This window comes from Solibacillus sp. FSL H8-0538 (genome assembly GCF_038003525.1).
GTDB lineage: Bacteria > Bacillota > Bacilli > Bacillales_A > Planococcaceae > JBBOPI01.
The window spans coordinates 2,026,957-2,050,808 of the sequence record NZ_JBBOPI010000001.1 but is presented as its reverse complement, the minus strand read 5'-3'; the positions used below and the strand labels follow the sequence as shown (position 1 = coordinate 2,050,808).

21 protein-coding genes and 2 pseudogenes are annotated in these 23,852 nt (G+C 37.0%); 19 read left to right on the top strand and 4 right to left on the bottom strand.

Annotation, left to right across the window (positions count from 1 at the left end; translation table 11 throughout):
• Positions 1-41 precede the first annotated feature (41 nt).
• Positions 42-629, top strand: coding sequence for an NAD(P)H-dependent oxidoreductase (locus MHH87_RS09675; protein WP_340749099.1), 588 nt, complete (start codon positions 42-44; stop codon positions 627-629).
• Positions 630-800: 171 nt separating this feature from the next.
• Here MHH87_RS09675 and MHH87_RS09670 read toward each other — a convergent pair whose 3' ends face one another.
• Both MHH87_RS09670 and MHH87_RS09665 read right to left on the bottom strand, forming a co-directional pair.
• Positions 801-992 carry an H-type small acid-soluble spore protein gene (locus MHH87_RS09670; protein WP_340749098.1) on the bottom strand — a complete coding sequence of 64 codons (192 nt, stop codon included), beginning with the start codon at positions 990-992 and terminating at the stop codon, positions 801-803.
• 12 nt (positions 993-1,004) lie between these two features.
• Positions 1,005-1,181: a YfhD family protein gene (locus MHH87_RS09665; RefSeq protein ID WP_445683086.1), complete on the bottom strand. Its 177-nt coding sequence runs from the start codon at positions 1,179-1,181 to the stop codon at positions 1,005-1,007.
• 904 nt (positions 1,182-2,085) lie between these two features.
• Between MHH87_RS09665 and MHH87_RS09660 the strand changes: the two are divergent.
• Positions 2,086-3,399, top strand: a pseudogene (locus MHH87_RS09660) (carbon starvation CstA family protein).
• Positions 3,400-3,673: 274 nt separating this feature from the next.
• Positions 3,674-5,458 carry a tetratricopeptide repeat protein gene (locus MHH87_RS09655; protein WP_340749097.1) on the top strand — a complete coding sequence of 595 codons (1,785 nt, stop codon included), beginning with the start codon at positions 3,674-3,676 and terminating at the stop codon, positions 5,456-5,458.
• Positions 5,459-5,533: 75 nt separating this feature from the next.
• Here the strand turns inward: MHH87_RS09655 and MHH87_RS09650 are convergent, their stop codons facing one another.
• Complete coding sequence (locus tag MHH87_RS09650) at positions 5,534-5,806, bottom strand: hypothetical protein (RefSeq protein WP_340749096.1); 273 nt, start codon at positions 5,804-5,806, stop codon at positions 5,534-5,536.
• Positions 5,807-5,960: 154 nt separating this feature from the next.
• Between MHH87_RS09650 and MHH87_RS09645 the strand changes: the two genes are divergently transcribed.
• From MHH87_RS09645 to MHH87_RS09580, 14 genes are all read left to right on the top strand, one after another.
• Positions 5,961-7,202, top strand: coding sequence for a hypothetical protein (locus tag MHH87_RS09645; RefSeq protein ID WP_340749095.1), 1,242 nt, complete (start codon positions 5,961-5,963; stop codon positions 7,200-7,202).
• A 192-nt stretch (positions 7,203-7,394) separates the two neighbouring features.
• Positions 7,395-8,783 carry a Sir2 family NAD-dependent protein deacetylase gene (locus MHH87_RS09640; RefSeq protein WP_340749094.1) on the top strand — a complete coding sequence of 463 codons (1,389 nt, stop codon included), beginning with the start codon at positions 7,395-7,397 and terminating at the stop codon, positions 8,781-8,783.
• Positions 8,784-9,088: 305 nt separating this feature from the next.
• Positions 9,089-9,403, top strand: a complete 315-nt coding sequence (locus tag MHH87_RS09635; protein ID WP_340749093.1) for an ArsR/SmtB family transcription factor — start codon at positions 9,089-9,091, stop codon at positions 9,401-9,403.
• A gap of 9 nt (positions 9,404-9,412) precedes the next feature.
• Positions 9,413-10,702 carry an arsenic transporter gene (locus MHH87_RS09630; protein WP_445683123.1) on the top strand — a complete coding sequence of 430 codons (1,290 nt, stop codon included), beginning with the start codon at positions 9,413-9,415 and terminating at the stop codon, positions 10,700-10,702.
• 12 nt (positions 10,703-10,714) lie between these two features.
• Positions 10,715-11,137 (top strand): arsenate reductase (thioredoxin), encoded by a 423-nt coding sequence (arsC, locus tag MHH87_RS09625; RefSeq protein ID WP_340749091.1) that lies wholly within the window; start codon positions 10,715-10,717, stop codon positions 11,135-11,137.
• Position 11,138: 1 nt separating this feature from the next.
• Positions 11,139-11,498: an arsenite efflux transporter metallochaperone ArsD gene (arsD, locus tag MHH87_RS09620; protein WP_340749090.1), complete on the top strand. Its 360-nt coding sequence runs from the start codon at positions 11,139-11,141 to the stop codon at positions 11,496-11,498.
• Between the two features lie 2 nt (positions 11,499-11,500).
• Positions 11,501-13,267 carry an arsenical pump-driving ATPase gene (gene arsA, locus MHH87_RS09615; RefSeq protein WP_340749089.1) on the top strand — a complete coding sequence of 589 codons (1,767 nt, stop codon included), beginning with the start codon at positions 11,501-11,503 and terminating at the stop codon, positions 13,265-13,267.
• The gene (locus MHH87_RS09610) at positions 13,264-13,545 is read left to right on the top strand and encodes a Fe-S cluster assembly protein HesB (RefSeq protein WP_340749088.1); all 282 of its coding nucleotides are present in this window, start codon (positions 13,264-13,266) and stop codon (positions 13,543-13,545) included. The genes arsA and MHH87_RS09610 overlap by 4 nt, the downstream gene beginning before the upstream one ends.
• A 509-nt stretch (positions 13,546-14,054) precedes the next feature.
• Positions 14,055-15,146 carry a serine hydrolase domain-containing protein gene (locus tag MHH87_RS09605; protein WP_340749087.1) on the top strand — a complete coding sequence of 364 codons (1,092 nt, stop codon included), beginning with the start codon at positions 14,055-14,057 and terminating at the stop codon, positions 15,144-15,146.
• A 264-nt stretch (positions 15,147-15,410) separates the two neighbouring features.
• Positions 15,411-16,019, top strand: a complete 609-nt coding sequence (safA, locus tag MHH87_RS09600; protein ID WP_340749086.1) for a SafA/ExsA family spore coat assembly protein — start codon at positions 15,411-15,413, stop codon at positions 16,017-16,019.
• A 162-nt stretch (positions 16,020-16,181) separates the two neighbouring features.
• Positions 16,182-17,168, top strand: a complete 987-nt coding sequence (locus tag MHH87_RS09595; protein WP_340749085.1) for a VanW family protein — start codon at positions 16,182-16,184, stop codon at positions 17,166-17,168.
• A gap of 552 nt (positions 17,169-17,720) precedes the next feature.
• Positions 17,721-18,557: a sensor domain-containing diguanylate cyclase gene (locus MHH87_RS09590; protein ID WP_340749084.1), complete on the top strand. Its 837-nt coding sequence runs from the start codon at positions 17,721-17,723 to the stop codon at positions 18,555-18,557.
• 238 nt (positions 18,558-18,795) lie between these two features.
• Positions 18,796-19,983 (top strand): endonuclease Q family protein, encoded by a 1,188-nt coding sequence (locus tag MHH87_RS09585; RefSeq protein WP_340749083.1) that lies wholly within the window; start codon positions 18,796-18,798, stop codon positions 19,981-19,983.
• Positions 19,984-20,500: 517 nt separating this feature from the next.
• Positions 20,501-21,883 (top strand): amino acid permease, encoded by a 1,383-nt coding sequence (locus MHH87_RS09580; RefSeq protein ID WP_340749082.1) that lies wholly within the window; start codon positions 20,501-20,503, stop codon positions 21,881-21,883.
• Between the two features lie 164 nt (positions 21,884-22,047).
• On the opposite strand, the pseudogene MHH87_RS09575 reads toward MHH87_RS09580, so the two are convergent.
• Positions 22,048-22,281, bottom strand: a pseudogene (locus MHH87_RS09575) (transposase); the annotation flags it as partial.
• Between the two features lie 90 nt (positions 22,282-22,371).
• Here MHH87_RS09575 and MHH87_RS09570 point away from each other — a divergent pair.
• Entirely contained in the window at positions 22,372-23,532 is a 1,161-nt protein-coding gene (locus MHH87_RS09570) for a YncE family protein (protein WP_340749081.1), read from the top strand.
• Between the two features lie 48 nt (positions 23,533-23,580).
• A complete protein-coding gene (locus tag MHH87_RS09565) occupies positions 23,581-23,724 on the top strand; it encodes a hypothetical protein (RefSeq protein WP_340749080.1) in 144 nt (47 codons plus the stop codon).
• Positions 23,725-23,852: the final 128 nt, after the last annotated feature.

The window sequence follows — 23,852 nt, the reverse complement described above, 5'->3', positions numbered from 1 at the left end:
TTATTATTTACTTATCAAATGATAAGTAAGGGGTGAATATGATGAAAATGCTAGTTATTTACACGCATCCTAATCATAATAGTTTGAGTTATGCATTTATGCAAAAAGTTATTAAAGGATGTAATGAAAATCCACTTATAAATGAATTACAGGTATTGGATTTATATGAAGAGGGGTTTAATCCAAGCCTTGAATTTAATGAGAAAAAAAGAAGACGTGATATGCATTGTGATCCGAACTTGGAAAAGTATCGAAAACAATTAATGTGGGCAGATAAGATTGTATTTGTCTATCCAATTTGGTGGGGGAGACCGCCAGCAATGTTGCTGGGATATATAGACCAAATGTTTGCTTCTAATTTCGCTTACAAGGATAAAGGGAAATACTTATCAGAGGGACTTTTGAAGGGAAAGTCAGTAGTGTGTATCTCTACTATGAAGGGGCCTGCGAGGTATCCGCTATTTCTATTGAATAATGCACATAAAGTATTGATGAAAAGAGCCGTATTTAATTTTGTGGGTATTAAAAAAGTGAAATTTTTTGAATTTGGTAATATGGAAAATCCAAAGGGACTACAAGCGAAAAAGTTAGATAAAATTTATAGTTATTTTAGAAAAGTAGAGAAGTGAAAATTCTTTCGTGAAATGAACATTAAAAAGTTATCCCGCATATAAACTTAGCTATAACAGTAGCAAGTGTTGCGAAATGAATCAGTCTAGCATAATTTGTTCAGCTGTTTTTTCTTTTTAACGTATCAATGACAAAATCCCACGGGATACTAATCCAGTGGGATGGTCTGTTTAATGCGCCATGTATTCTTCTTTTAATTCTGAAATATCCACTTCAGACCTTTCTTCTAATGAACGTCTTAAATGAACGGTTGCTGTTTTGCCATCATCGTGTAGCTTATCGATCCATACAGAAACGTCGTTGTAGGTCACTTCAAATTCTGATCGTGAGGCGACAATTTCTTGTGCACGTTGATATTCCAAAATAATGACCCCCTATTTTTTGGGTATATTATTAGCAACCAGTTTTTCAAGCGCAGTTAATTCTTGAGAAAACTCTTCGTTCACCTTATTTGGAGCAATTTTTTGATTTTTAGGTGTTTGAGGTAATGAACCTTTGTTCTTGCTTTTACCTTGTTTATTGTCTCTGCCCATATTGATCTCTCCCTTCATTTTGGATCCTTCTTAATATGGCTTCAAAACGTTTTTTTATTACTGAAATTACATAGCACTAAATAAGAATTTTCAGTGTTGTATTTTTCCTCTTTATTTGAGAAATACTAAGTTGGGTGCTTCTATTCAATTTCGAATTATTTATTTAGTAAAAGTTAAGGCACTACACCAAAATCTGAACTTGACAGCACATTCCACTCCAGGTGGTCGCTTTCCGCGGGCGTGGCTTGACCCTCCTCGGGCCAACACGATGTTGGTCACGAAGGCGTTGCCACAGGACGTGGCGTTCTTAGCCTTCGTTCCTAAACGCTTCGTGCGGGGTCTCAAGGCTCACGCTTTTCCCGCAGGAAGCTTTGCTCTGTAGCGAAAGGCGAATGCCGTCAGCTACACTCGCCGCCTTCCGTTCCATGTGCCTATAAAATAGTACACTTTCTTTTAAAGCAAAGGACATGTTTTGATAAAGACCCAAAGTTGCATCTTGTTTTTGCTAGCTATTTACCCCTAGATAATGCGATCTAACAACCAAATAGTAGCAGTAATGGGGTAAGATAGTGGATTGTTTTGACAGGGTTATTAGTAGGGAAAGTAAGGGAATTAGATTGCTGCTGCAGAACTTTTCCGCAAGAGGTAGCTACAATTGTCATTGCGGTAAATCAATCAAGAGTATTCTGTAAAAAACATGTTGTGAGTTTCAATACAAAAAGCGTAGCCTTGCCTTGTAAAGGTACATCGGTTCATTGCAAAAGTAGATAAGAACAATAAAAAATCCTCTAGCTAATCGAAGCTAGAGGATTTTTTCGCAAACTGTTATACAAAAATATAAAAAAGTATTTCTGTATTATAACAAGGGTGTTAACATCATTAATATAGTGAATAAACAATAAATTAATAGAGAGGTGTTCAAATGATTACATTTTTAGTTAGTATTGTGTTACTTATTGTTGGTTATTTTACATATGGAAAGTATGTAGAGAAAGTTTTCGGTAAAGAAGATAAGCGTCCGACGCCTGCATATGTAAATGCGGATGGAGTAGATTATGTACCGATGTCTACACCGAAAAACTCGTTAATTCAGCTGCTTAATATTGCAGGAACTGGGCCGGTATTTGGTCCGATTGCAGGTGCTTTATACGGTCCTGTAGCATTTATTTGGATCGTTGTTGGCTGTATATTTGCAGGTGCTGTGCACGATTACTTGACGGGCATGATTTCGATACGTAACAAAGGTGCACATTTACCAGAGCTTGCGGCCAAATTTTTAGGCAATGTCATGAAGCATATTGTAAATATTTTTGCACTTCTATTATTAATTTTAGTTGGAACGGTATTCGTTTCATCATCAGCAATGCTAATAAATAATTTACTAGATGGTAAAGTAGCGCTTGCACTGATCGTTGGAGTAATATTTGTTTACTACATTTTGGCAACATTATTACCAGTGGACAAAATTATTGGTCGACTGTATCCATACTTTGGTGCGTTATCAGGCTTCCATGCAACACAGACGCCGATCATTTCGCGTACAACGAAAAATGAAAATCAAGGACGCAAAATTTTCTAATGTATGATGATTGCAGAAGGAATTATAGCGATGATTTGGGCAGCTGCGGCAATGAGTTTATTCAATGGCTACGGGGGTTTAAGTGAAATGTTAGCAGCTGGTGGACCGGCAGCGGTTGTTAGTGAAGTATCATTATTAATGATGGGCTCTATCGGTGGAACAATCGCCATTTTAGGAGTTATTGTATTACCAATTACATCAGGCGATACAGCGTTCCGTGCAGCGCGTATGATTATTGCTGATTATTTCAAATTCAATCAAGTGAAACTTCTTAGTCGTTTATGGATTGCTATTCCATTATTCGTCATTTCATATGGGTTAACAAAAATCGATTTCAATATTTTATGGCGTTATTTCTCATGGGCAAACGGCGTGACAGCGGCTATTGCGTTATGGGTTGAAGCTATGTATTTATTCTTGAAACATAAAAATCACTGGATTGCTATAATACCAGCCGTTTTCGTAACTAGCATGGTTTTTGTTTATATTTTCTATGAACCAACAATGGGCTTCGGTATGCCATTAACTGCTTCTTATATTGGAGGAGCGATTGTAGCAGTAGTTATTACAGCAATCTTCTTCATCGCTGCACACAAAAAACGAGGTACGAGCTTTGTATTGGATGAGGACGTCTCAGCCTTTAACACAAATCCTTAGTTGTATGTAATATTGAAAATCCACTCAGTAATTGAGTGGATTTTTTTGTTGTGAAAGAAATTAAAAAATCTCGCCATGTGGAAAACATTTAAAAAAGGACATGCAACCTCTAAGCAAAAGTGCAAGCCTCTTAAGATCGCAGTCTGTTCTGTTGGCGAAGGCAAAGAGCGTGCCTTCACTTCGGACGCTCCAACGCTTTTGTTCGGTATACATATATAAATTTTTTCGCACATATCATAGTTTAATTGTTTTTCAAAAAGAGAGGACTATATTTTTGAAAAAGGGTGGTTTAGTGGGAAATGAAATTTTGGAATGGGCGGCGATACAAGAACATTCATTGCTTTTTTATAAACAACTAAATGAGCAAGTAATTACAAACCAAGAGTATTTAGTAAAGAAGGAAATAATATTACGTGGATTTTTAAGAGCAAATCCAACGCATGAAAGATGTCAACAAGCGCTCGCAGATGTTCTGCAAAAAAGGTTGGCAAGTGAACAATTATCACTTGAAGAGGAAACAGAGATTTATATGGAGCTCGTCAACTTAAGTACGCTGATGCGGTTTAAGGAGGGCTTAGCGAAAAATATTTATACGCAGCATGCTCCAAATAATTCCTTTGAAGCGCTACAGAAATTGCTCGCAAAAGCCCTTTACCCTAAAAAAGCAGAATGGTTATACCGCTTATTTACCGAAGATTTGCTTGACTTACAAAATTTATCTAGCGAGCAATTTGATGATTTAGAAACCTATCTAACAATTTTAAATAAAACCGACGCATCGCAAAAAATCTACAATAGAAAACTAGCACAACTAAAGCATTTTAACATTCTAAAAGAAGTAAACGATACGAGCATACCTTTATTGCAAGTATATGAAGGAGTAAAAGATTCGTATAAGGAATGTATTCGACTTGACCCGACAATGGAACTTTACCGGACGGAGTGGCTGCATTTACTGGCAACATTAGAAAACGAATTATCAAGTCAGCAACAACATGAAGAGGTACTGATGAATAGAGTCGAAATCGGGTTTGAAATACTTCAGTATGAACCTACAAATAACGCTATCAGGTCTGAAATCGAAAATATTTTATTAGAGCATGAAGCAGTAATTTATGATAATCAGGATGATGGTTTAATAACGAAAAGAGAGGCGACCGATCAACTGAACGATGTGTATTCGAATTTAGTAAAGGTCCGTCCCCAAAATGAGCGATATAAATATTCTTTAGCAAAATTAAAGATGGCAAGGGGAAGAACGCTTAAAACAGCGTATCAACTTGATGAAGCCTTTCGAGTTTTTAACGATGTATTAAAAATAAATTCGGAACATTTTGATGCTGTATTAAGAAAGGCAAATATTCATATTCTCAAATCACAATGGCCCGAAGCGCATCAATTATTATCCAGTTTAGTGAACAGATTAGAAAGGATAAGTGGTAGGGACGCTAAAATTGAATTTTGTTTAATTTATGCAGCAGCAAATGCATACGTCAACGAAGCAGAAGCGGCAGAGCGGTGGCTAAAAAAAGCGATTGCCCTAGATATAGACAATAAATTTGAGGAACAAATTTTTTCAGCAAGAGTGCACGTGAATATTGGGAGTAATTTAAAGTATTCCTATGTACATCAAATTGGATATGAAACAAAGTTATTAAATTCAGAAGCGGTGGACCAGCTAATAAGTGACTATGAGGACAAGCGTAGTACGCTTCAACAACTGAAAATTTTCTTTGATTTTCGCGATATGGATCATCTGAAAATTATTGGACCTAAAAAGACAAGTTCGATTAAATCGGAAGATCGCAAGCAAATTTTAGAGTATTTGCTTGAAAGCAACGAATCTAAATCACTAGAGCAAATTAATAATTCTTGTTTTTCGGGAAGCAAAAGCGATGATAATATGAGGAACTTTTTATTAAATACGAGACAAGAATTAGCACAGGTGTTGCATACCAAACGGGAAAATATTCGGAAAGAAGTATTAGTAACGGATTCGAATAATAAGTACCAATGGGCATTTCAAGGTGAAACTTATTTGATCAAACCGGCAGATTAACACTGTTCGGACAAGCAAGAAGTAGAAAAAGAAATAAAGTCCAAATCAGAAAAAAATCTGATTTAGACTTTTGTGTTAAGCAGATTTTTCGATTTCTTCTTTTAAATATGAAACGATTTGTTGATGTGTTCGATATTGAGAAAGAGAAAGAGAGGAAAAGTTCGATTGAAGAAATTGTAAAAAATCAGAAGCATTATTAGAAGGATTTGTCGAAGTGAATTGTCTATAAAGATGGTTTAAGTCGCTATTATTAAAAGAAATTTGTTCCTTCCTGAAAACGATCAATCTGTTTAATACATTCGTATACCCTCGTTGATACTGATCAATGACTGTATATAAATTAACCATTAACCCCACTCCCTTTTCATTATTTTTAAGCACAACTACATCATAATAAAAAGGCCGTAATAGGGGCTTTTACGCAGGAAAGGGTATGCTTTTAGTAAGCCGACTATAGTGTTTGGGAAAAAGGATTTTTGGACTAAAAAATGGAGGAGATTAAATGGGAAGTAAGAGACCGTGGAAAGAAGTAGAAAATCAGGTATGTATCCAAGAGTTACCAGATTTTAGAAAGCATATGAGCAATGCAAAAAATAGAAAGATGGGGAAGCATGGCAAGAAATTTGCTAACTCTATGTTAGATAAGTATAGTATTTTGGAAAATCGTACGGATTCTGCGCTTTATCAACATATGAAGTATTTAAATAATTTAGCTTTCGGAGAAATAGAAACGGATAGAAAGAAAGACAAAAAATATATTGGCATTTTACTTGAAGGCGATGAAATTGTTGAAGATATCGTCTTTAGCAACAAAAAGGAAGAAAAGACGAATAACAACAACGATTCCAAAGGGACATACAATTTATCGACGGAAGAGACCGCGAAACTTTTAGCTTTTGTAGGTTATGGTGATAATAATAAGAGTAAAATAATCTTTTTAGGTAATGAAGAAGGTTTAGGTGGATATGAGCTCCAAAATGTCATTCAAACAAACTGTGAGGTGTTTGGAAATAATCCGGATTGTTATTTAAATCCGAATTATTGGAAAGATGGATATTATGAAATTCCAGAAAATATTGAGGAACAGTATAAAAAAGTGATGAAAAAATTAAGAGGAGAGCTTCGGGAGGACACTAGTTTATTTGCACCAATGCTTGAATTTCAGGCGAGAATAGTGCTGCACTTCCTACAACCTGATAAAGAGTGGTTTGTAAAAAAAGGAATTAATAAAGATAACTATAACATTATAAAAAATTACTATCAAAAGAACTTATATAATAATAACTCTCAATTTAATATAACATTAATGGATTTCCGGCCATTTCCTCGCAGAAATGAAAAAGATCAATGGCCCTATTCAAACTTAGATAAATTACAATATTTAAATGCATTCAAATTTAATCTGAAATCTAAACTAAAACCTTTTTATAAAGAGCTTAGAGATACGAGAGCAGGCATTTTAAAACGGGCTATTGAACAATCACATGCCAATTTAATTGTTGGTATTGGCGATAAAGATTCAAAAAGAAGATTTTTTGAGCAATATTTTTCAAATGCGCAGTTTGAAGAGTACTCACTAACGAAAGAGAAAGTAGAATTATTTAAAGCAAGTATTCAATTAGAAAATAGAACAATTACAGTTTTATTAAGTGATTTTTTTAATCACTATACTATTGGTTTAGTTGGTTTAGAAAAACTAACGAAGGAGCATATTTCACCGAATTTTAGTGAAAGTTCAAGTTAGAGTGTAACAGCTAGATTGGACCTTTAAAACGTATGCCAGTATTTCGTTAGCAAGTAGCGAGCGGGTGGGTCTGGGAGCACAATACTCTTTCTAATCCTGAAAACTGCGCTTTTGATAAAGTAATACAGGCTATTACGCTGTTTATTTTATAGTGGTTATAGAAAGTAACTTTTTGACAAAGGGGGACAACATTTGGGCAAACCGGTGTTGAAGGTGCTGGAGGATTTTTATAAAAAGGACATACATGAAGGGGATCATGTGCCAGTATTTGAAGGGTCCCTACATGTAATAAATATGAATTTCACTAACGAATTCGGGACATTTATTTTATGTGAATTTGTTGGAGAAGGAGAAAGTCATACTATGTGGACAAAAAATTCGGGTGTTCTAGCTAGTCCAACGAATCCATTTGAAATACTCGGCAGCATTCATATTCCACATTACCGGAACTTGCTCGGGGGCATTGGATTTTTTGTGAAAAATCATGTGTTCGGTGAAATTACGGGAATGACGTATGAAGAAACGTGGCAATTAGTATTCCATGATGGGGCGAGAAATGCAGAAGCTTCCTTTAGTCAGCATGATCATTTTCATACAAGGCTTATCGAGACAATTGATGGGCTTCCTTCATTAGATAGTGCGTATTGGAAAATTCCTGCTTACAACGAAGAAGGGGCTCCGTATGCTGATTTTACAGAAGATGCCCTTTTCAGCATAGAAAAGGGGATGAAATTTGCTGTAGAAAATCGTGTGAGAGAGAAATCCTTTAAATATAGAAGAAAGCTTACTGAAAACACGCTTTCAGAAGTTAAAGAAGTGAGTTATTTGATTAAAAACGCGAACAACATTGTCATACTTTCAGGTGCAGGTATGAGTACGATTAGCGGCATCCCAGATTATCGTTCATCAGCAGAGAGCATGTGGAGAAATAATCCATCTGTATTAGAGAAATTAAATCAATTAACTTTTGAACATGAACCTGAAACATTTTGGGATGCATTTTATCACTTATGCGAAGAAACACTCTCTCCCATTTCACCATTTCCTACCCAAGAAGCATTGCTCGCAACAATCAATGCGATAAAACCAAATATTGGACATTTCTTTTTTGAATGGCTACAGAGCGATCTGCATAAGGATGTAACAATTATTGCGCAAAACGTGGATGGCTTGGATAAAATAGCAGGCAGCCAAAAAGTCATTGAGATGCATGGAAATATGCATCAGTGTATTTGCTTGAAGTGTCAGATGACCTATCCATTAGTGCAAGTATTGAAAAAGCATCATGTGCCAAAATGCGAGTGCGGATCTAATTTACGGCCGAATGTTGTATTTTTTGGAGATCCAGTTCACCAATATGATGAGGCCATTCTAGCTGTGCAAAAGGCAGATTTACTAATCGTTGTCGGCACTTCCTTACAAGTAGCACCTTTTAATGAATTAGTCTATGAAAAAAATGAGACTGCAAATGCCGTGCTCATCAATGGCGAAGAAATAAATACATCAGTGGAATTTCAGCATACGGCATACGGTGATATTGCAAAAATTTGCAGAGAATTAAAAGGACTATTAATGGAATGAAAAATTCAGGGCTAACGATTTTTGGGAAGGTAGAAAACTAAAAGATGCGTTAGATCAGAAGTCAGGGAATGATTAGATTCCTTGGCTTTTTAATATTCTAATAAGGTGAAAAATGAAATGAAATACCTCAAATGCAAGAAGCAGTACAACGTCTTTTTCCAAACGGATGAAATAAAGCGTAGTTCAGTCTTTCAAAAATGTATTGAAAATGACGCTGTTTCGCTATAATATAAGTACATTATTATATAATGATGTTTGAATGCGAACAAGTTATTTCACATCAACGATCAATCAAGGAGGATTTTATGGAACTGGATTTTATGGAAAAACAGTTAAAGGCAGTTGCTGACGCAAATCGATTAAAATTACTTGCCTGTTTGAAAAAAGGCGAAGTATGTGTTTGCGATTTTGTCGATGTGCTAGGTATCTCACAGCCAGCAGTCAGTCAACATTTACGTAAATTGAAAGAGGCTGGCATTATTACAGAACGCAAAGTCGGCACGTGGAAGCATTATCGTATTGTCGAGGATCAAACAGCACTCATGGTAGGAATTCTACAACAAATTGCGCCACTTTCAACATGTGATTGTAAAATACAATGCGGATGTGTGGAGGAGTAGCCAGTGAATATGTTAGTTTTAGCCTCGTTAATTTTTATTGTAACGCTGATTTTTGTGATTTGGCAGCCTAAAGGACTTAATATTGGCTGGTCAGCATGTGGCGGAGCAATACTTGCCTTAATAGTAGGCGTTGTTGGATTTAGTGATGTCGCAGCAGTTGTTGATATTACTTGGAATGCAACGTTATCGTTTATCGCGATTATTTTAATTTCATTGATTTTAGATGAGATTGGTTTATTTGAATGGGCGGCATTACATATGGCCCGTGCAGCAAAAGGCAACGGTATTAAAATGTTTGTCTATGTAAGTATACTGGGAGCGATTGTTGCTGCGTTATTTGCGAATGATGGAGCAGCACTTATTTTAACGCCGATTGTACTCGCAATGGTACGAAACTTAAAATTTAGTGAAAAAATGATTTTTCCGTTTATTATGGCGAGTGGATTTATTGCCGATACAACATCACTTCCTTTTGTTGTCAGTAACTTAGTTAACATTGTATCTGCAGACTTCTTTAGTATTGGGTTTGTTGAATATGCATCTCGTATGATTATTCCCAATTTATTCTCGCTTATCGCAACAATTTCAGTATTACTTTTTTACTTTAGAAAATCGATTCCAAAAAACTATGATTTATCGATGTTAAAAGAGCCACATGAAGCGATTCGAGATCATCGTATGTTCAAGCTTTCATGGGGTGTGCTAGCCATTTTAGTATTTGGCTATTTCGCAAGCGAGTTTATTGGCGTGCCTGTTTCACTAATTGCTGGGCTTGTCGCGATTTTCTTCTTAATAATGGCGCGTCGTAGTGCAGCGGTAAATACAGCAGCAGTTGTCAAAGGTGCACCGTGGAATATCGTCTTCTTCTCGATTGGGATGTACGTTGTTGTGTACGGGCTTGGGAATGCGGGATTAACGGAATGCTTAGCAAGTGTCATCGAATATACAGCAGATAAAGGCTTATTTGCAGCAACCATTTCAATGGGCTTTATTGCAGCATTTCTTTCTTCTGTGATGAATAATATGCCGACTGTCATGATCGATGCATTAGCAATTGCTGAAACGGATACAACAGGTGTCATTCGTGAAGCGTTAATTTATGCGAATGTGATTGGTTCTGATTTAGGGCCGAAAATTACACCAATTGGCTCACTAGCGACATTGGTATGGCTTCATGTGTTATCACAAAAAGATGTGAAAATTTCATGGGGGACTTACTTTAAAACAGGGATCGTGCTTACGATACCAATTCTTATCATTACATTAGTTGGACTTTATATCTCATTACTACTTTTCTAAAGGAGGATTATTATGACAATAAAAACACTTTATTTCTTATGTACAGGGAACTCATGCCGTAGTCAAATGGCGGACGGATGGGCGAAGAAATTACTGCCAGTTGATTGGCGCGTTTTAAGTGCTGGTATTGAAGCACATGGTGTTAATCCAAACGCCATAAAAGCGATGAATGAGGTCGGTATTGATATTTCAAATAACACATCAGATATTATCGATTCTGAAACGTTAAATAACGCAACGCTTGTCGTGACACTTTGTGAAGACGCAGCGGATAAATGTCCAATGACACCTGCCTCTGTTCGTCGTGAGCATTGGGGTTTTGAAGATCCAGCAAAAGTAACTGGATCAGAAGAAGAGAAATGGGCTGTATTCCAACAAGTACGTGATGGAATCGGAAAACGTATTGAACAATTCGTAGCTGAGGAGCTGAAATAAGTTGGGGAAAATCCATATTTACGAGCCAGCGATGTGCTGTTCTACTGGTGTTTGTGGTCCATCAATTGATCCAGAATTACTGCGAATGTCCTTTATTATGAACAACTTAAAAAATACAGACGTCGAGGCGATTCGTTTTAATTTAACGAATGAACCGAATGTCTTTGTAGAACATCAAGCGATCAATGAGTTACTAATGGCAGAAGGTATGGACTGCTTACCCGCTACATTTGTTGATGGGGAGCTTGTGACAAAAGGCGGTTACCCAACGAACGCGCAGTTTGCCGAGTGGTCAGGACTTTCAGAAGAGGAATTAGTGAAAAAACCGAAAGTACGTCTGTCGTTTAAAGGGGATGCGTAAACATGGAACGTTTCACGAGAAATCGTTTTCCGAATACACCTTTTTTGTTCTTTACAGGTAAAGGTGGGGTAGGGAAAACGTCTGTTGCGTGTAGCTTATCGATTTCAATGGCCAGTGAAAGAAAAAAAGTATTACTTATTAGTACAGACCCGGCTTCTAATTTACAAGATATTTTCGGTCAAACGCTTTTGAACTCACCGACGAAAGTGAAAGGCACGGATAATTTATATGCTTTAAATTTAGATCCTGAACAAGCAGCAGCAAACTATAAAGAGCAAATGGTTGGCCCTTATCGTGGCAAACTTCCGGAAGTTGTACTTCAAAACATGGAGGAGCAACTATCTGGCGCATGTACGGTGGAAATAGCGGCATTTAATGAATTTTCCTCATTATTAACGAATCCTAAAATCGTGGATGAATTTGATACAATCGTGTTTGATACCGCACCAACAGGTCATACACTACGCTTATTACAGTTGCCATCTGCTTGGTCTACATTTTTAGATGAAAACACAACAGGTACGTCTTGCTTAGGGCCACTAAAAGGACTGGAGCCTCAGCGTGAAATGTATAAAGATGCTGTTGCGCAATTAACGAATGGCGACCAGACAACGTTAATGCTTGTGACACGCCCTGAAACGAATCCGTTAAAGGAAGCAGCTCGTGCGTCAAGTGAGTTATTTGAAATAGGCATAGAAAATCAAGTACTCATTGTTAATGGTTTAATGCAATCTAGCAGTGAAGATGCTGTTGAAAAAGCGTTTATTAGTCGTCAATCGGCTGCACTTGAAACTATGTCAATAGACTTAAAGTGTTTTAAACAATATAGCTTACCGTTTGTACCTTACTCTCTATCAAGTATTGACCGAATGCAAGCTTGGATGACAGATGAACCTGTTGCACATGTACAACAAGGGAGTAATAGTCTTTTGATTCCACATGTGGAAGAAATGATTGCGGATTATTTAACTCGTAAACCAAAAATTATTTTCTCAATGGGAAAAGGCGGCGTTGGGAAAACAACGGTAGCTTCTTATATTGCTTTGCGTTTGGCAGAAGAAGGGATGCGTGTGCATTTAACCACAACGGATCCAGCAGCACATATCAACTGGACACTTGGTGAAGACCAAATTGAAAATGTCACAGTAAGTCGTATTGATCCCAAAGTCGAAATTGCCAATTATGAGGCTGAAGTATTAGCAAAAGCGAGTGAAACGATGAATGAGGAAGGGCTAGCCTTTGTGAAAGAAGATTTAGCCTCTCCGTGTACCGAGGAAATCGCGGTATTCCGTGCATTTGCCAATGTTGTTGAAGAACATCAAGATAAAGTGATTATTATTGATACTGCGCCAACCGGTCATACACTGCTGTTGTTAGATGCAACGGAAAGCTATCACCGTGAAATTAGTCGTTCACAAGGCGACATTCCTATTTCTGTTGCCAAGCTTTTACCGCGATTACGTGATAAAAACTATACAAGTGTCGCGATTGTAACGCTACCAGAAGCAACGCCAGTATACGAGGCAACACGCTTACAACAAGACCTACTTCGCGCAGGTTTAAATGTAGATTGGTGGGTTGTAAATCAATCGTTCGCTCTGGTTGATACAAAAAGTAAGATACTTTTACTTAAGCGCCTTGCTGAGGTTAAATGGTTAGAAGAAATCAAACAAAAGAGCGGTGACCGTTTTGTAGCAATTCCCTGGGTGAAAGAAGCCCCAGTTGGCGTTACAGGTTTACACGCACTTAAAGGAGAGACTGTAAAGTGAAAATTAGTCCAGAAGGTAAAACTTATTTAACGCAAGTATTAGCAGAGTCAGAAGTAAAATCATTACGTTTCTTTGGCATACAAGGTTGCTGCGGGATGAATTTAAGTGTGGCACTTGATCCTGCCCAAGAAACAGATAAAGTAAAAATAATCGAAGGCATCGCAGTAGCGGTTGACCCAACAATCGAAGCCCAATTAACAGACGTAACAATTCACGCAGAAGAAGAAAACGGAAACATCGGTCTAGTACTACTAGGCTACGCACCGACAAGCTGCTAAATTTATTTGTCCCCTTTAAAAAGTAATGAACTAATTGCTTTTTAAAGGGGCTTTTTATCGATTTAAAATGAAAATAATGTAGAAATGTGTTGAAGTTTCTTGTATGTTAGGATATGTCCTTTGCGATTATTATTTGCAATGACAGCATTAAATAAATCTTCACTCAAACTATGTAATAAGCAACTAGATTTTCGTTCATTGCTTAAATCACATCCTCTTTTTTAGACGGAGAGGGTTACGTTTGTAAGACGATTGAATCAGCAAGCCCACCTTCACCATGAGAACGAACTGTACCTCAGCTATGTTCATTTGTATCCATTAATGGAGTTAATGCATCTACACTTTCTGTTTTCTTTTGCTAAAGGTACTTAACGTACGCAATAGTATTTACCAATTCTACATAATTAAAAACCGAACAGGAACCTTCCTAAAAGCCCTTTTGTTCTTATTATTCATTCTCACCAATACAATATTCAGTTATGAAGGGGTTTGACGAAAGGGAGCGAATGATGAAAATAGAAGAAGTTAAACTAGCAGTAGAAAATAAACTGCAAAAGATGGTGGAATCAGATGCCAATTTAAGCAATGCGTTTTTGCTCGTACATTCCGATAAGCTTAACATTCATTGGAATATGGCATTTGGACATACTGAAGACGCACCTGCAAATGAAAAGCAACCGTACCATACAACAAGCATTGGCAAAACTTTTACCGCTATTATTATTGCAAAATTAGTGGAAGAGGGAATGCTTCACTATGATGATCCGATCTCGAAGTATTTAGATAAAGATTTAATACATGGTTTACATGTGTATAAAGGCAAGGACTATACAAACGATATTCGCATCGAGCATTTAGTCAGTCATACATCTGGCTTACCTGATTTTTTTGAGGATGAACCACATGCTGGAAAGTCATTTTTACAGCTTCTGCTAGATGAGCCTGAACGTTTTTGGACAGCACAAGAGACGATTGAGTGGACCAAGCAGAATATGGATGCTCGTTTTCCCCCAGGTAAAAAGTGTCATTACACAGATACGGGGTATAATTTGTTAGGATTGATTATCGAACGTGTCATGTCAAAACCGTATCATGAAGTACTGCATGAATACATTTTCGGACCCTTAAAAATGAACAGTAGCTATTTATCTCAATACTCAACGCCTGTTATTCGAAGTGAGTTTGCTGTTGCATCTATTAATCTAAAAAACAAAAAAATAAATGTTGAACAACATCGTAGTTTCAGTAGCTTCTATGCCGGGGGACAAACGGTGAGTACATCTGAGGATTTATTCAAATGTATGAAAGCGCTAGTAGAAAACCAGCTCATTCAACAACAATCGCTTATGCAAATGAAGCAATGGAGAAAATTGTGGATAGGTGTAGAATATGGTTATGGGCTAATGAAGGTACAGATGCTACCAATTATTAAAAAATACAGTGTATGGGGACATTTAGGATCTACTGGTTCCTTTATGCTGTACAATCCTGTTATGGATGTTTATATCATAGGGAATTTTAATAATAACGGATATGTAGCAAAAAGTCTGCGTTTTGTATACTATGTTCAACGTCAATTATCCAAAATAAAAATGGTTTAATGAAGCAACTCAATCTCTTTTCTAAAGAGAGGAGTTGCTTTTTTACGTAGATTTATATATTTTTATGCAGTAATATTTACCTATTACAATTATATTACAAGTTTATTAACAAGTTAAATGGTAAGAACTGTGGTATTTCAACATTCTTCAATCTAATCCCTCCCTGTGTAATGAAATTGTAAAAATCCATCCATATATTTAGTGATGAATTATTCTACAAAACTATTTATCATAAATGTATACGAAACAGGAAGGATTGATTAGATGTTTAGAAAAGTTCTTAAAGTTACAAGTGCTGCTGTATTATCATTATCTTTATTAGTACCTATTTCCGCTTTAGCGGCTAATTCATATACAGTAGTTTCAGGAGATTCACTTTGGAAAATTGCAGTAAAAACACACACTGGCGTTTCTGAGTTAATCGAAGCAAATCCAGAAATCGCAAATCCTGATTTAATTTACCCGGGACAAAAGATTAGTGTTCCTACACAAGAAGGCACTACTGTTGAACAAGAAGTACTAAGACTTGTTAATGTAGAAAGAGCAAACGCTGGTCTTCCTGCTTTAAAAAATGATTGGGAACTTGCTAGAGTGGCAGAGTACAAATCTCAAGACATGCATGACAAAGGCTATTTCAGCCATACAAGTCCAACATATGGTTCTCCATTTGATATGATGAAAAGTTTTGGTATTAACTATAAAGCTGCAGGTGAAAACATTGCACAAGGTCAGAGAACAGCTGCTGAAGTAGTGGAAGCTTGGATGAACAGTGAAGGCCACAGAGCAAATATTCTTAACAAAGACTATACTCATATGGGAGTAGGCTATGTGAAGGACGGCAACTACTGGACACAAATGTTTATCAAAAAATAAGAATATATATAGTATGCCAGGAAGCGTTGATCATCAACGCTTCCTGGCTTTTTTCGTGTACCGACACATTCTAACTTGCAAACACACTTTCATCCAATCGAGAATAAATTAGTTAAGTTTAGCGAAAATAAGTGCCCATTTTAAAAATAGGGGTTGATTGCGATGAAAAGATGGATTGTGACGCTGTTTCTTATCAGTTTAATGGGGTTAACAGGCTGTTTAGAAAAATCGGAGAATGATGAAGCAGCTGTAGAGAAAAAGGATGCTGAACTAGAACAACATATAGAGGAAACAATTCCCGATGAAAAAGAAGAAATTCCTCAAGTAACAAAGCCTGCTGTCGTAACGATAGTTGATCCAATTACGTTAGAAATAATTCACACATTATCACCGAAAGAGTTAGGCTATGAAACTGATGTTGAATTTTATAAACTGAAACTTGAGAAAATAGCGAAAGAGTTAGCAAGAGGTACAGAAACAGAACAAGGATACGACCAAAAAATGATTCTTGATAAACTGGGTGAAGATGGTCAGGTCATTAACGGAAGCCCATTAGTTATTTTAAAAGAAAGTGAACTGGTGGAAAAGATTTTGGCGGCATCAATTTCAGGTGAGGACGTTGAATTGCCCTTGTATGTAACCGAAAGTAATTATAAAACCGAAGACATTCCTTCTTTAGATGAGGTGATTGTTGCCTCTTTTACGACCTATTTTAATCCCTCTGATGTAGGCAGAAATAAAAATATTGAACTTTCAGCAAAGGCTTTAAATAATGTCATCATTGGCAGTGGGGATCATTTTTCTTTTAATACAATGGTAGGACCGAGAACTGAAGCAACTGGTTACCAACCTGCACCGGAAATAGTCAATAAGAAGCTTGTCATGGGCATTGGTGGTGGTATTTGCCAAACGTCCTCAACCTTATTTAACGCAGTTGATCATGTCCCAGTTAACATTGTTGAACGACATCATCATTCTTTATCTGTAGGCTACGTGCCACAAGGAAGAGATGCTACCGTTTCCTATGGCACATTAGATTTCAGATTTCAAAATATAAGTGGTGCCCCTTTATTAATAACAACAATTTATGGTCATGGCGTTCTGACAGTAGAAGTGAGGACTGCGAAGAAATATGAAGCTAAATTGTAAAGTTTGAATAAAAAATGGATACGAAAAGCCATCGCACAACTACTAAATTTCTCGATGTTTCGCCAACTGAGTTTTTAAGACAGAGATGGAAATCGGGAAATTTACTGGACTAAACTAAAAGGAAATTGAAAACCTTACATTTGATAATGACGAAGCATTTTCAGTACCTTACTCAACTAATGGAATCCTTTTTAAATAGAAATAACAACATTAGCATTAAATAATAAAATTATCCAAATTTTATTATTTAATGCTTTAATTTACGCTTAGTAGGCAAATTTTAAATAGTATAATTATAATAGCATTGCTATATGTGTATTTTGGTCTATGAAAATAGTAAAAAAGTCGTTATAATGAATATAAATAATTGGAAATTTAGATGTATAAGTTAATTGGTTTGGCATGGAAGTGGAAGGGAATAGGGGGATGATGATTGTGCTAATAGTTGGGATAGTAGTTCTCATGGGGCTTTGTGTTTATTTAGATGTGACACGTCGCCGCATACAAAAGCAGCTAAATTGTTTAGTCCCCCTAATTCAGGTGGTTGACAATATGCGAGACATTCTATATTACTGCGAAATATATCCAGTGATGAAGTACCGATATTTAAGTCAAGCCATTAATCATATAATCGGACCGAATGCATGGAACGAGCACTTGGCAAATCCTAATTTGATTTTTGACATGGTCCACCCGGAAGATTACGATACGTTAAAGAAAAAGAAACACGGTCAGCTCGATTATTGTAAGCCCATCAGCTTGCGTTTGAAAAATAATGAAGGGCACTATATTTGGTTTGAGGAATACGCCACGCCAATTTATGAAAATGGAAGAATTGTTGCCATTCAGGGCATTTTCCGCAACATCGAAACCACAATGGAGCTCCATAAAAAGCTCGAGTACAAAGCAACACATGACCGTTTAACGGCTATTTACAACCACGATTATTTTGAAATGCAGTTTGAATATTACGATCAACAAATGAATGCGCCTATTGCCATCATCATCTGTGATTTAGACAACTTAAAGAAAATGAATGACAGTTGCGGCCACCGAGTGGGGGATGTGTTCATTCAAGAAAGTGCGCGGCTATTAACAAGCGTTGTTGATGATGAAGGTAGCGTTTCTCGCATCGGCGGCGATGAGTTTGCAATTGTGCTCACTGATATAACGCAGGCTCAAGTGGACGAGCTACTTGCCCGTATTCATATAGCAATTAGAGAATTTAACGCTGCTGCAGGCAACTTCAAAATTAGCATGTCAATTGGCCAAGCATACCGGGGGAGTTCGTTACAGCAAATGGACCAACTATTTATCGAAGCGGATAATGATATGTATAAACATAAGAATGAAAAGAAAGCAAAGGAACGGATTTCTTCATGTAATTAACGGCTGCTTAAAATAGGGTAAGGCACTTGTCTAAAGATGAGTGTCTTACCTTTTTTTGTGGGTAATAAAGTATAACTTTTTAGTAATGTCTAGACATTCCCAAGAGAATGAACTTTTCTTATTTTAAGAAGTAAAAACACTCTTTTAGATAATTGCGCTGGAAAATTAATAGGTGTGGATTTGCTGCTTTAGCATAACACTACATGTACACTGAATTTCTAACTGGAGTGAACAATAGATGAACGATTATTATGCAGATTTACATATTCATATCGGACGTACAGAAGGTGGGCGTTCTGTAAAAATTACAGGTAGTAGGACGTTAACACTTCTTCGGATATTACAAGCGGCGAGTCATCGTAAAGGGCTCGATATGATTGGTATTATTGACTGTCACTCTCCAGAAGTAATGATAGAAATTGAAAATTTGTTACGCAGAGGAGAAATGACGGAAGTAGCTGGCGGAGGCTTACGTTTTCAGGACACAACATTAATACTAGGTTCAGAAATTGAAGTTTATGATCAGTATTGTCTCGGTCCGATTCACGTTTTAGCGTATTTTCCAACGCTTGACTGTATGAAGGCTTTTTCAAATTGGATGAGTCTCCATGTGAAAAATATCAATTTAAGCACGCAACGTATTTATTGCGGGGGAATTGAACTTCAACAAAAGGTAAAGGCGCTTGGAGGTTTATTTATTCCTGCGCATGTGTTTACACCGTTTAAAAGTTTGTATGGCAAAGGCGTTAAGTCAAGCGTGAGCGAAGTATTTGATCCAGAGCATATAGATGCAATTGAACTAGGCCTTAGTTCGGACACACATATGGTAAGTGGCATAAGTGAGCTACAAGCCTATCCCTTCCTGACGAATTCAGATGCACATTCAGTAGGGAAAATGGCGCGGGAATACCAAAAAATAAAGCTTCAACAAGCAAGCTTCAGTGAATTGCAAAAAGCACTCCAACAACAAGACGACCGGGAAATTGCTGCAAACTATGGTTTAAATCCATTGCTTGGGAAATATTATCAAACAGTATGTGCAAGTTGCGGCGTTCAAGTAGAAGAAAGTGCAACGAAGTGTCCCGCGTGTAACAGGCACAATCTCATTAAAGGTGTGGCGGCACGCATTAAGGAATTATCCGATAGTGAACAACCTCCGCGCGTGCGCCCACCATATATTCATCAAGTACCACTAGATTTTATTCCAGGTATTGGTCCGAAAACATTCGAACGTTTACTGCACGTATTTGGCACTGAAATGAATATTTTGCATCGAACAACTATTGAGGAATTAACTGAAGTCGTGCCTTTAAAACTAGCACGTATGATTGATCTGGCTAGAAAAGGTGAGCTGTCCTTCACGGTTGGCGGTGGGGGAAAGTATGGAAAAGTAATAGATCCGCACTTGAATGATGGATTGCAATAACAATAAGAACAGATTTTATTAAGTGCAAACTAAGTCGGATGGAATATTTTTCTATTCTGCTCTTTATATTTTTGGCGCTATTAAAGTTTACTGTTGATAATCGCGACAATAGATCCACTCACAATTGCTGTTCCTAATAATAACCAATGCAGTTAAACTGTTCAATTTTACGTTCATATTATTTGATTTATTGTAACATTAAAAATATTTTAAAATAATAAATAAATTAACTTTGAATAGCGGTAACATCACTATTGACCTTGTAAATATTGAATAAACACTGTTTTTCCTAAAAATACATTTGTGTTTTTCTTGAGGATTTATTATTATAATATAAGTAAAATAGATTTTGTTACGAAGGAAAGATGATGAGTCTTTCAATTTAGAGCACTTAGTTAGAAAGACACAACTCACCCAAAATAGGGCGAGTTGATGTCCTTCCTTATGTGGATGGGAAAGTTAAACGATCTTATCCACTGCTTAAGTGTTAGTCAACAATGTAAGAGGAGTGAGACAAGTGGAAAACAAAGAATTAAAGCGAGGTTTGGAAGCACGTCATATTCAGATGATCGCTTTGGGGGGGACAATCGGAGTTGGCTTATTCATGGGTTCAGCTAGCACGATTGCATGGACAGGCCCATCCGTACTACTTGCTTATGCTATTTCGGGGATATTTATCTTTTTAATTATGCGTGCAATGGGCGAAATGTTGTATGTAGAACCAAGTGCCGGTTCATTTGCGACATTGGGCTATAAATATATCCATCCATTAGCTGGTTATATAACAGCGTGGAGTAACTGGTTCCAATGGGTAATCGTTGGGATGTCAGAAATTATCGCAGTTGGGGCGTATATGAAGTATTGGTTCCCAGATTTACCAACATGGATTCCAGGTCTAATTGCAATGATTATTCTTGGGGCTGCGAATTTAGTATCAGTTAAATTATTCGGTGAATTTGAATTTTGGTTTGCAATGATTAAAATTGTCACAATCGTTTTAATGATTATTGCTGGGTTTGGAATTATTTTCTTCGGTTTTGGAAACGAAGGAATCGCCATTGGATTATCAAATCTCTGGGAAAATGGTGGCTTCTTTGCAGGTGGCTTGACTGGGTTCTTCTTTGCACTATCGCTAGTTGTAGCAGCTTACCAAGGTGTAGAGCTAATCGGAATTACAGCGGGTGAGACAAACAATCCACAAAAAACATTAACAAAAGCGATCAATAGTACTATTTGGCGTATATTAATCTTCTATATTGGTGCTATTTTTGTTATTGTAACGGTTTACCCATGGGATCAGTTAAGTACACTTGGTAGCCCGTTTGTTGCGACATTTGCGAAAGTTGGAATTACAGCAGCTGCCGGAATTATTAATTTTGTTGTTATAACAGCGGCAATGTCTGGCTGTAACAGCGGTATATATAGTGCAGGGCGCATGCTTTATACATTAGGTGTGAATGGCCAGGCACCAAAATTCTTTACGAAATTAACGAAAAATGGTGTACCTTTAGTTGGTACGTTTGGTGTAATCCTCGGTTTATTCATTGGTGTCGTGCTAAGCTATATTGCACCAGATAACTTATTTGTGTATGTGTACAGCGCAAGCGTACTACCTGGTATGGTGCCATGGTTTGTAATTTTAATTAGTCAAATTAAATTTAGAAAAAAACAAGGCGCAAAAATGGCAAACCATCCGTTCAAAATGCCATTTGCACCTGTAACAAATTATTTAACAATTGCCTTCTTGCTAATGGTGTTAGTCGGCATGTGGTTCAATGATGACACACGTGCCTCGCTCATTGTCGGGATTATATTCCTAACTATCATTGTTCTTAGCTATTATGGATTTGGTATTGGCAAACGTGACAAATTGGCTACAGGGAAAAAGACGGAGCAATGATGAACGAATAGCCTATAGCTTGTGAAATCTTCGTGATTTTCACAAGCTATTTTTTTATATTTCTATACTAAATGGGTTCAACACCATAACTTGGGTTTGACCTATTAAAAATTCGATAATTTTACATTTAAGTTTAGAGAAAAAGCGAAAACTCACGTACCGTGATAGCCTGTGATTACTTGGTAGACTTTTTGATGAAGTAGCTGTTCATTTTTGTGAATACAGTAAGTACGTTCATCTTTCAACTGGAGATGTTTAGCAATGGTATTCGAGAAGCCGATTTTTTCGTCAAACTCACGGAAAATCAATTCACCTGTATCAGATGAAAGTGCGCCTCCATCATTGGATAATTTAATGGGACGGTTGAAATGTAAGGTATTTTGCGTTGGCCGGTGAATAATCTAGGAACAAGTTAATTTATTTATGTAACGCTACTGATTTCAATACATACAATGTTAAAGATTAACAAGAAAAAAAGAGGTGATATTTTGGGAATAAGACCAATAAAGCCGGAAAGTATATGTTTTCAAGATTTAAGGATGACACTCCAGGAATTAGAAGGCCAGTTTATTTCGGTTAGGCTTTCGGAAAGTTGTGAAACTCTAGAAGGCCGTATTTACAGAGTAGATGAAGGAAAACTGATTCTCGTTGGTGTATTCGGAACACGCATCATCCCCATCTGTTCGATTAGCTCCATCGATTTTGGTCCGTTTGCGTATGTAACAGGAGACTTCAATGAAAATGTTGTCCATGTGGTCAATACAGCTACCAACACGGTTTTCGATTTAATTCCTGTTGGAGATTTACCTATTATGCCCGCTATCACACCTAATGGTTCCAATGTCTATATACCAAATTTTAACGCAGATACGATTTCGGTCATCAATACAAAAACAAATAAAATTCTGACTACTATTTCTCTCGCTCCCGATGGATCAGGACCTAATGCCGTTGCTTTTACTCCGGACAGTTCCCGGGCCTATACTGCAAACTTTCGAAACAACACGGTTTCTGTAATTGATACGACAACAAATGCCGTTCTGACTACCATTTCTCTCGGTTCTGATGTTGAGGCTCCTACAGGAATTGTTATCACTCCCGACGGTTCCCGCGCTTATGTATCAACTGCATTTGGGGGAGTTGCCGTCATTAATACGGAAACAAATACCGTTCTGCCTACTATTTCTCTCGGTCCAGATATAGAAGGTTCTTTAGCCATTGCTATCGCCCCCGACGGTTCCCATGTTTATACTGCAAATACAGAAAATAACTCGGTTTCTGTCATTAGTACGACAACAAATACGGTTTTGTCTACTATCGATTTCTTCACTTCGGGAATAGGCCCGTTTGGGATTGCTGTCACGCCCGACGGTTCCCGCGTCTATGTTACGAATATCCTTAACGACACAGTTACAGTTATCATATTGGCTACAAATATTTCTCTGATTTTCATTCCTCTTGCTCCCGAAGGAAATGGACCTGCAGGAATTGCTATCACACCAGATGGTTCTCGTGCTTATATAACAAACGTGGAGTCTAGAACGGTTTCCGTCATCAATACTGTTACTAATACTGTCATTGATTCCCTTATAGTTGGGAATATTTCTATCGGGAATAATGGGATAGCAATTACCCCAATTACTATCTAAGTGATATCTAGTTTAATAAGAACAAACAATCAAATAGAGGTGATTCAATTGGAAAAAAAAGATATTATCAAATTGATTAATAAAGAATTAGAAGAAAATCCTAAAGTAAATAGTTTCGAAATCTCTAAAAAATATCGAATACCTTTTATTATAGTTGAAACGTTTAAAAGAAAGATAGAAAAAATAAATTAGGAATAGAAATTGGATGAATTCACCTAGATTATTCATCAACCTACACAAAATCTCGCCAAAAAGCTATCACGTCAGCTTTTTGGCGGGATTCTCTTTTTCATTAAAAAAATGAAAAAAGTATCCGTTTC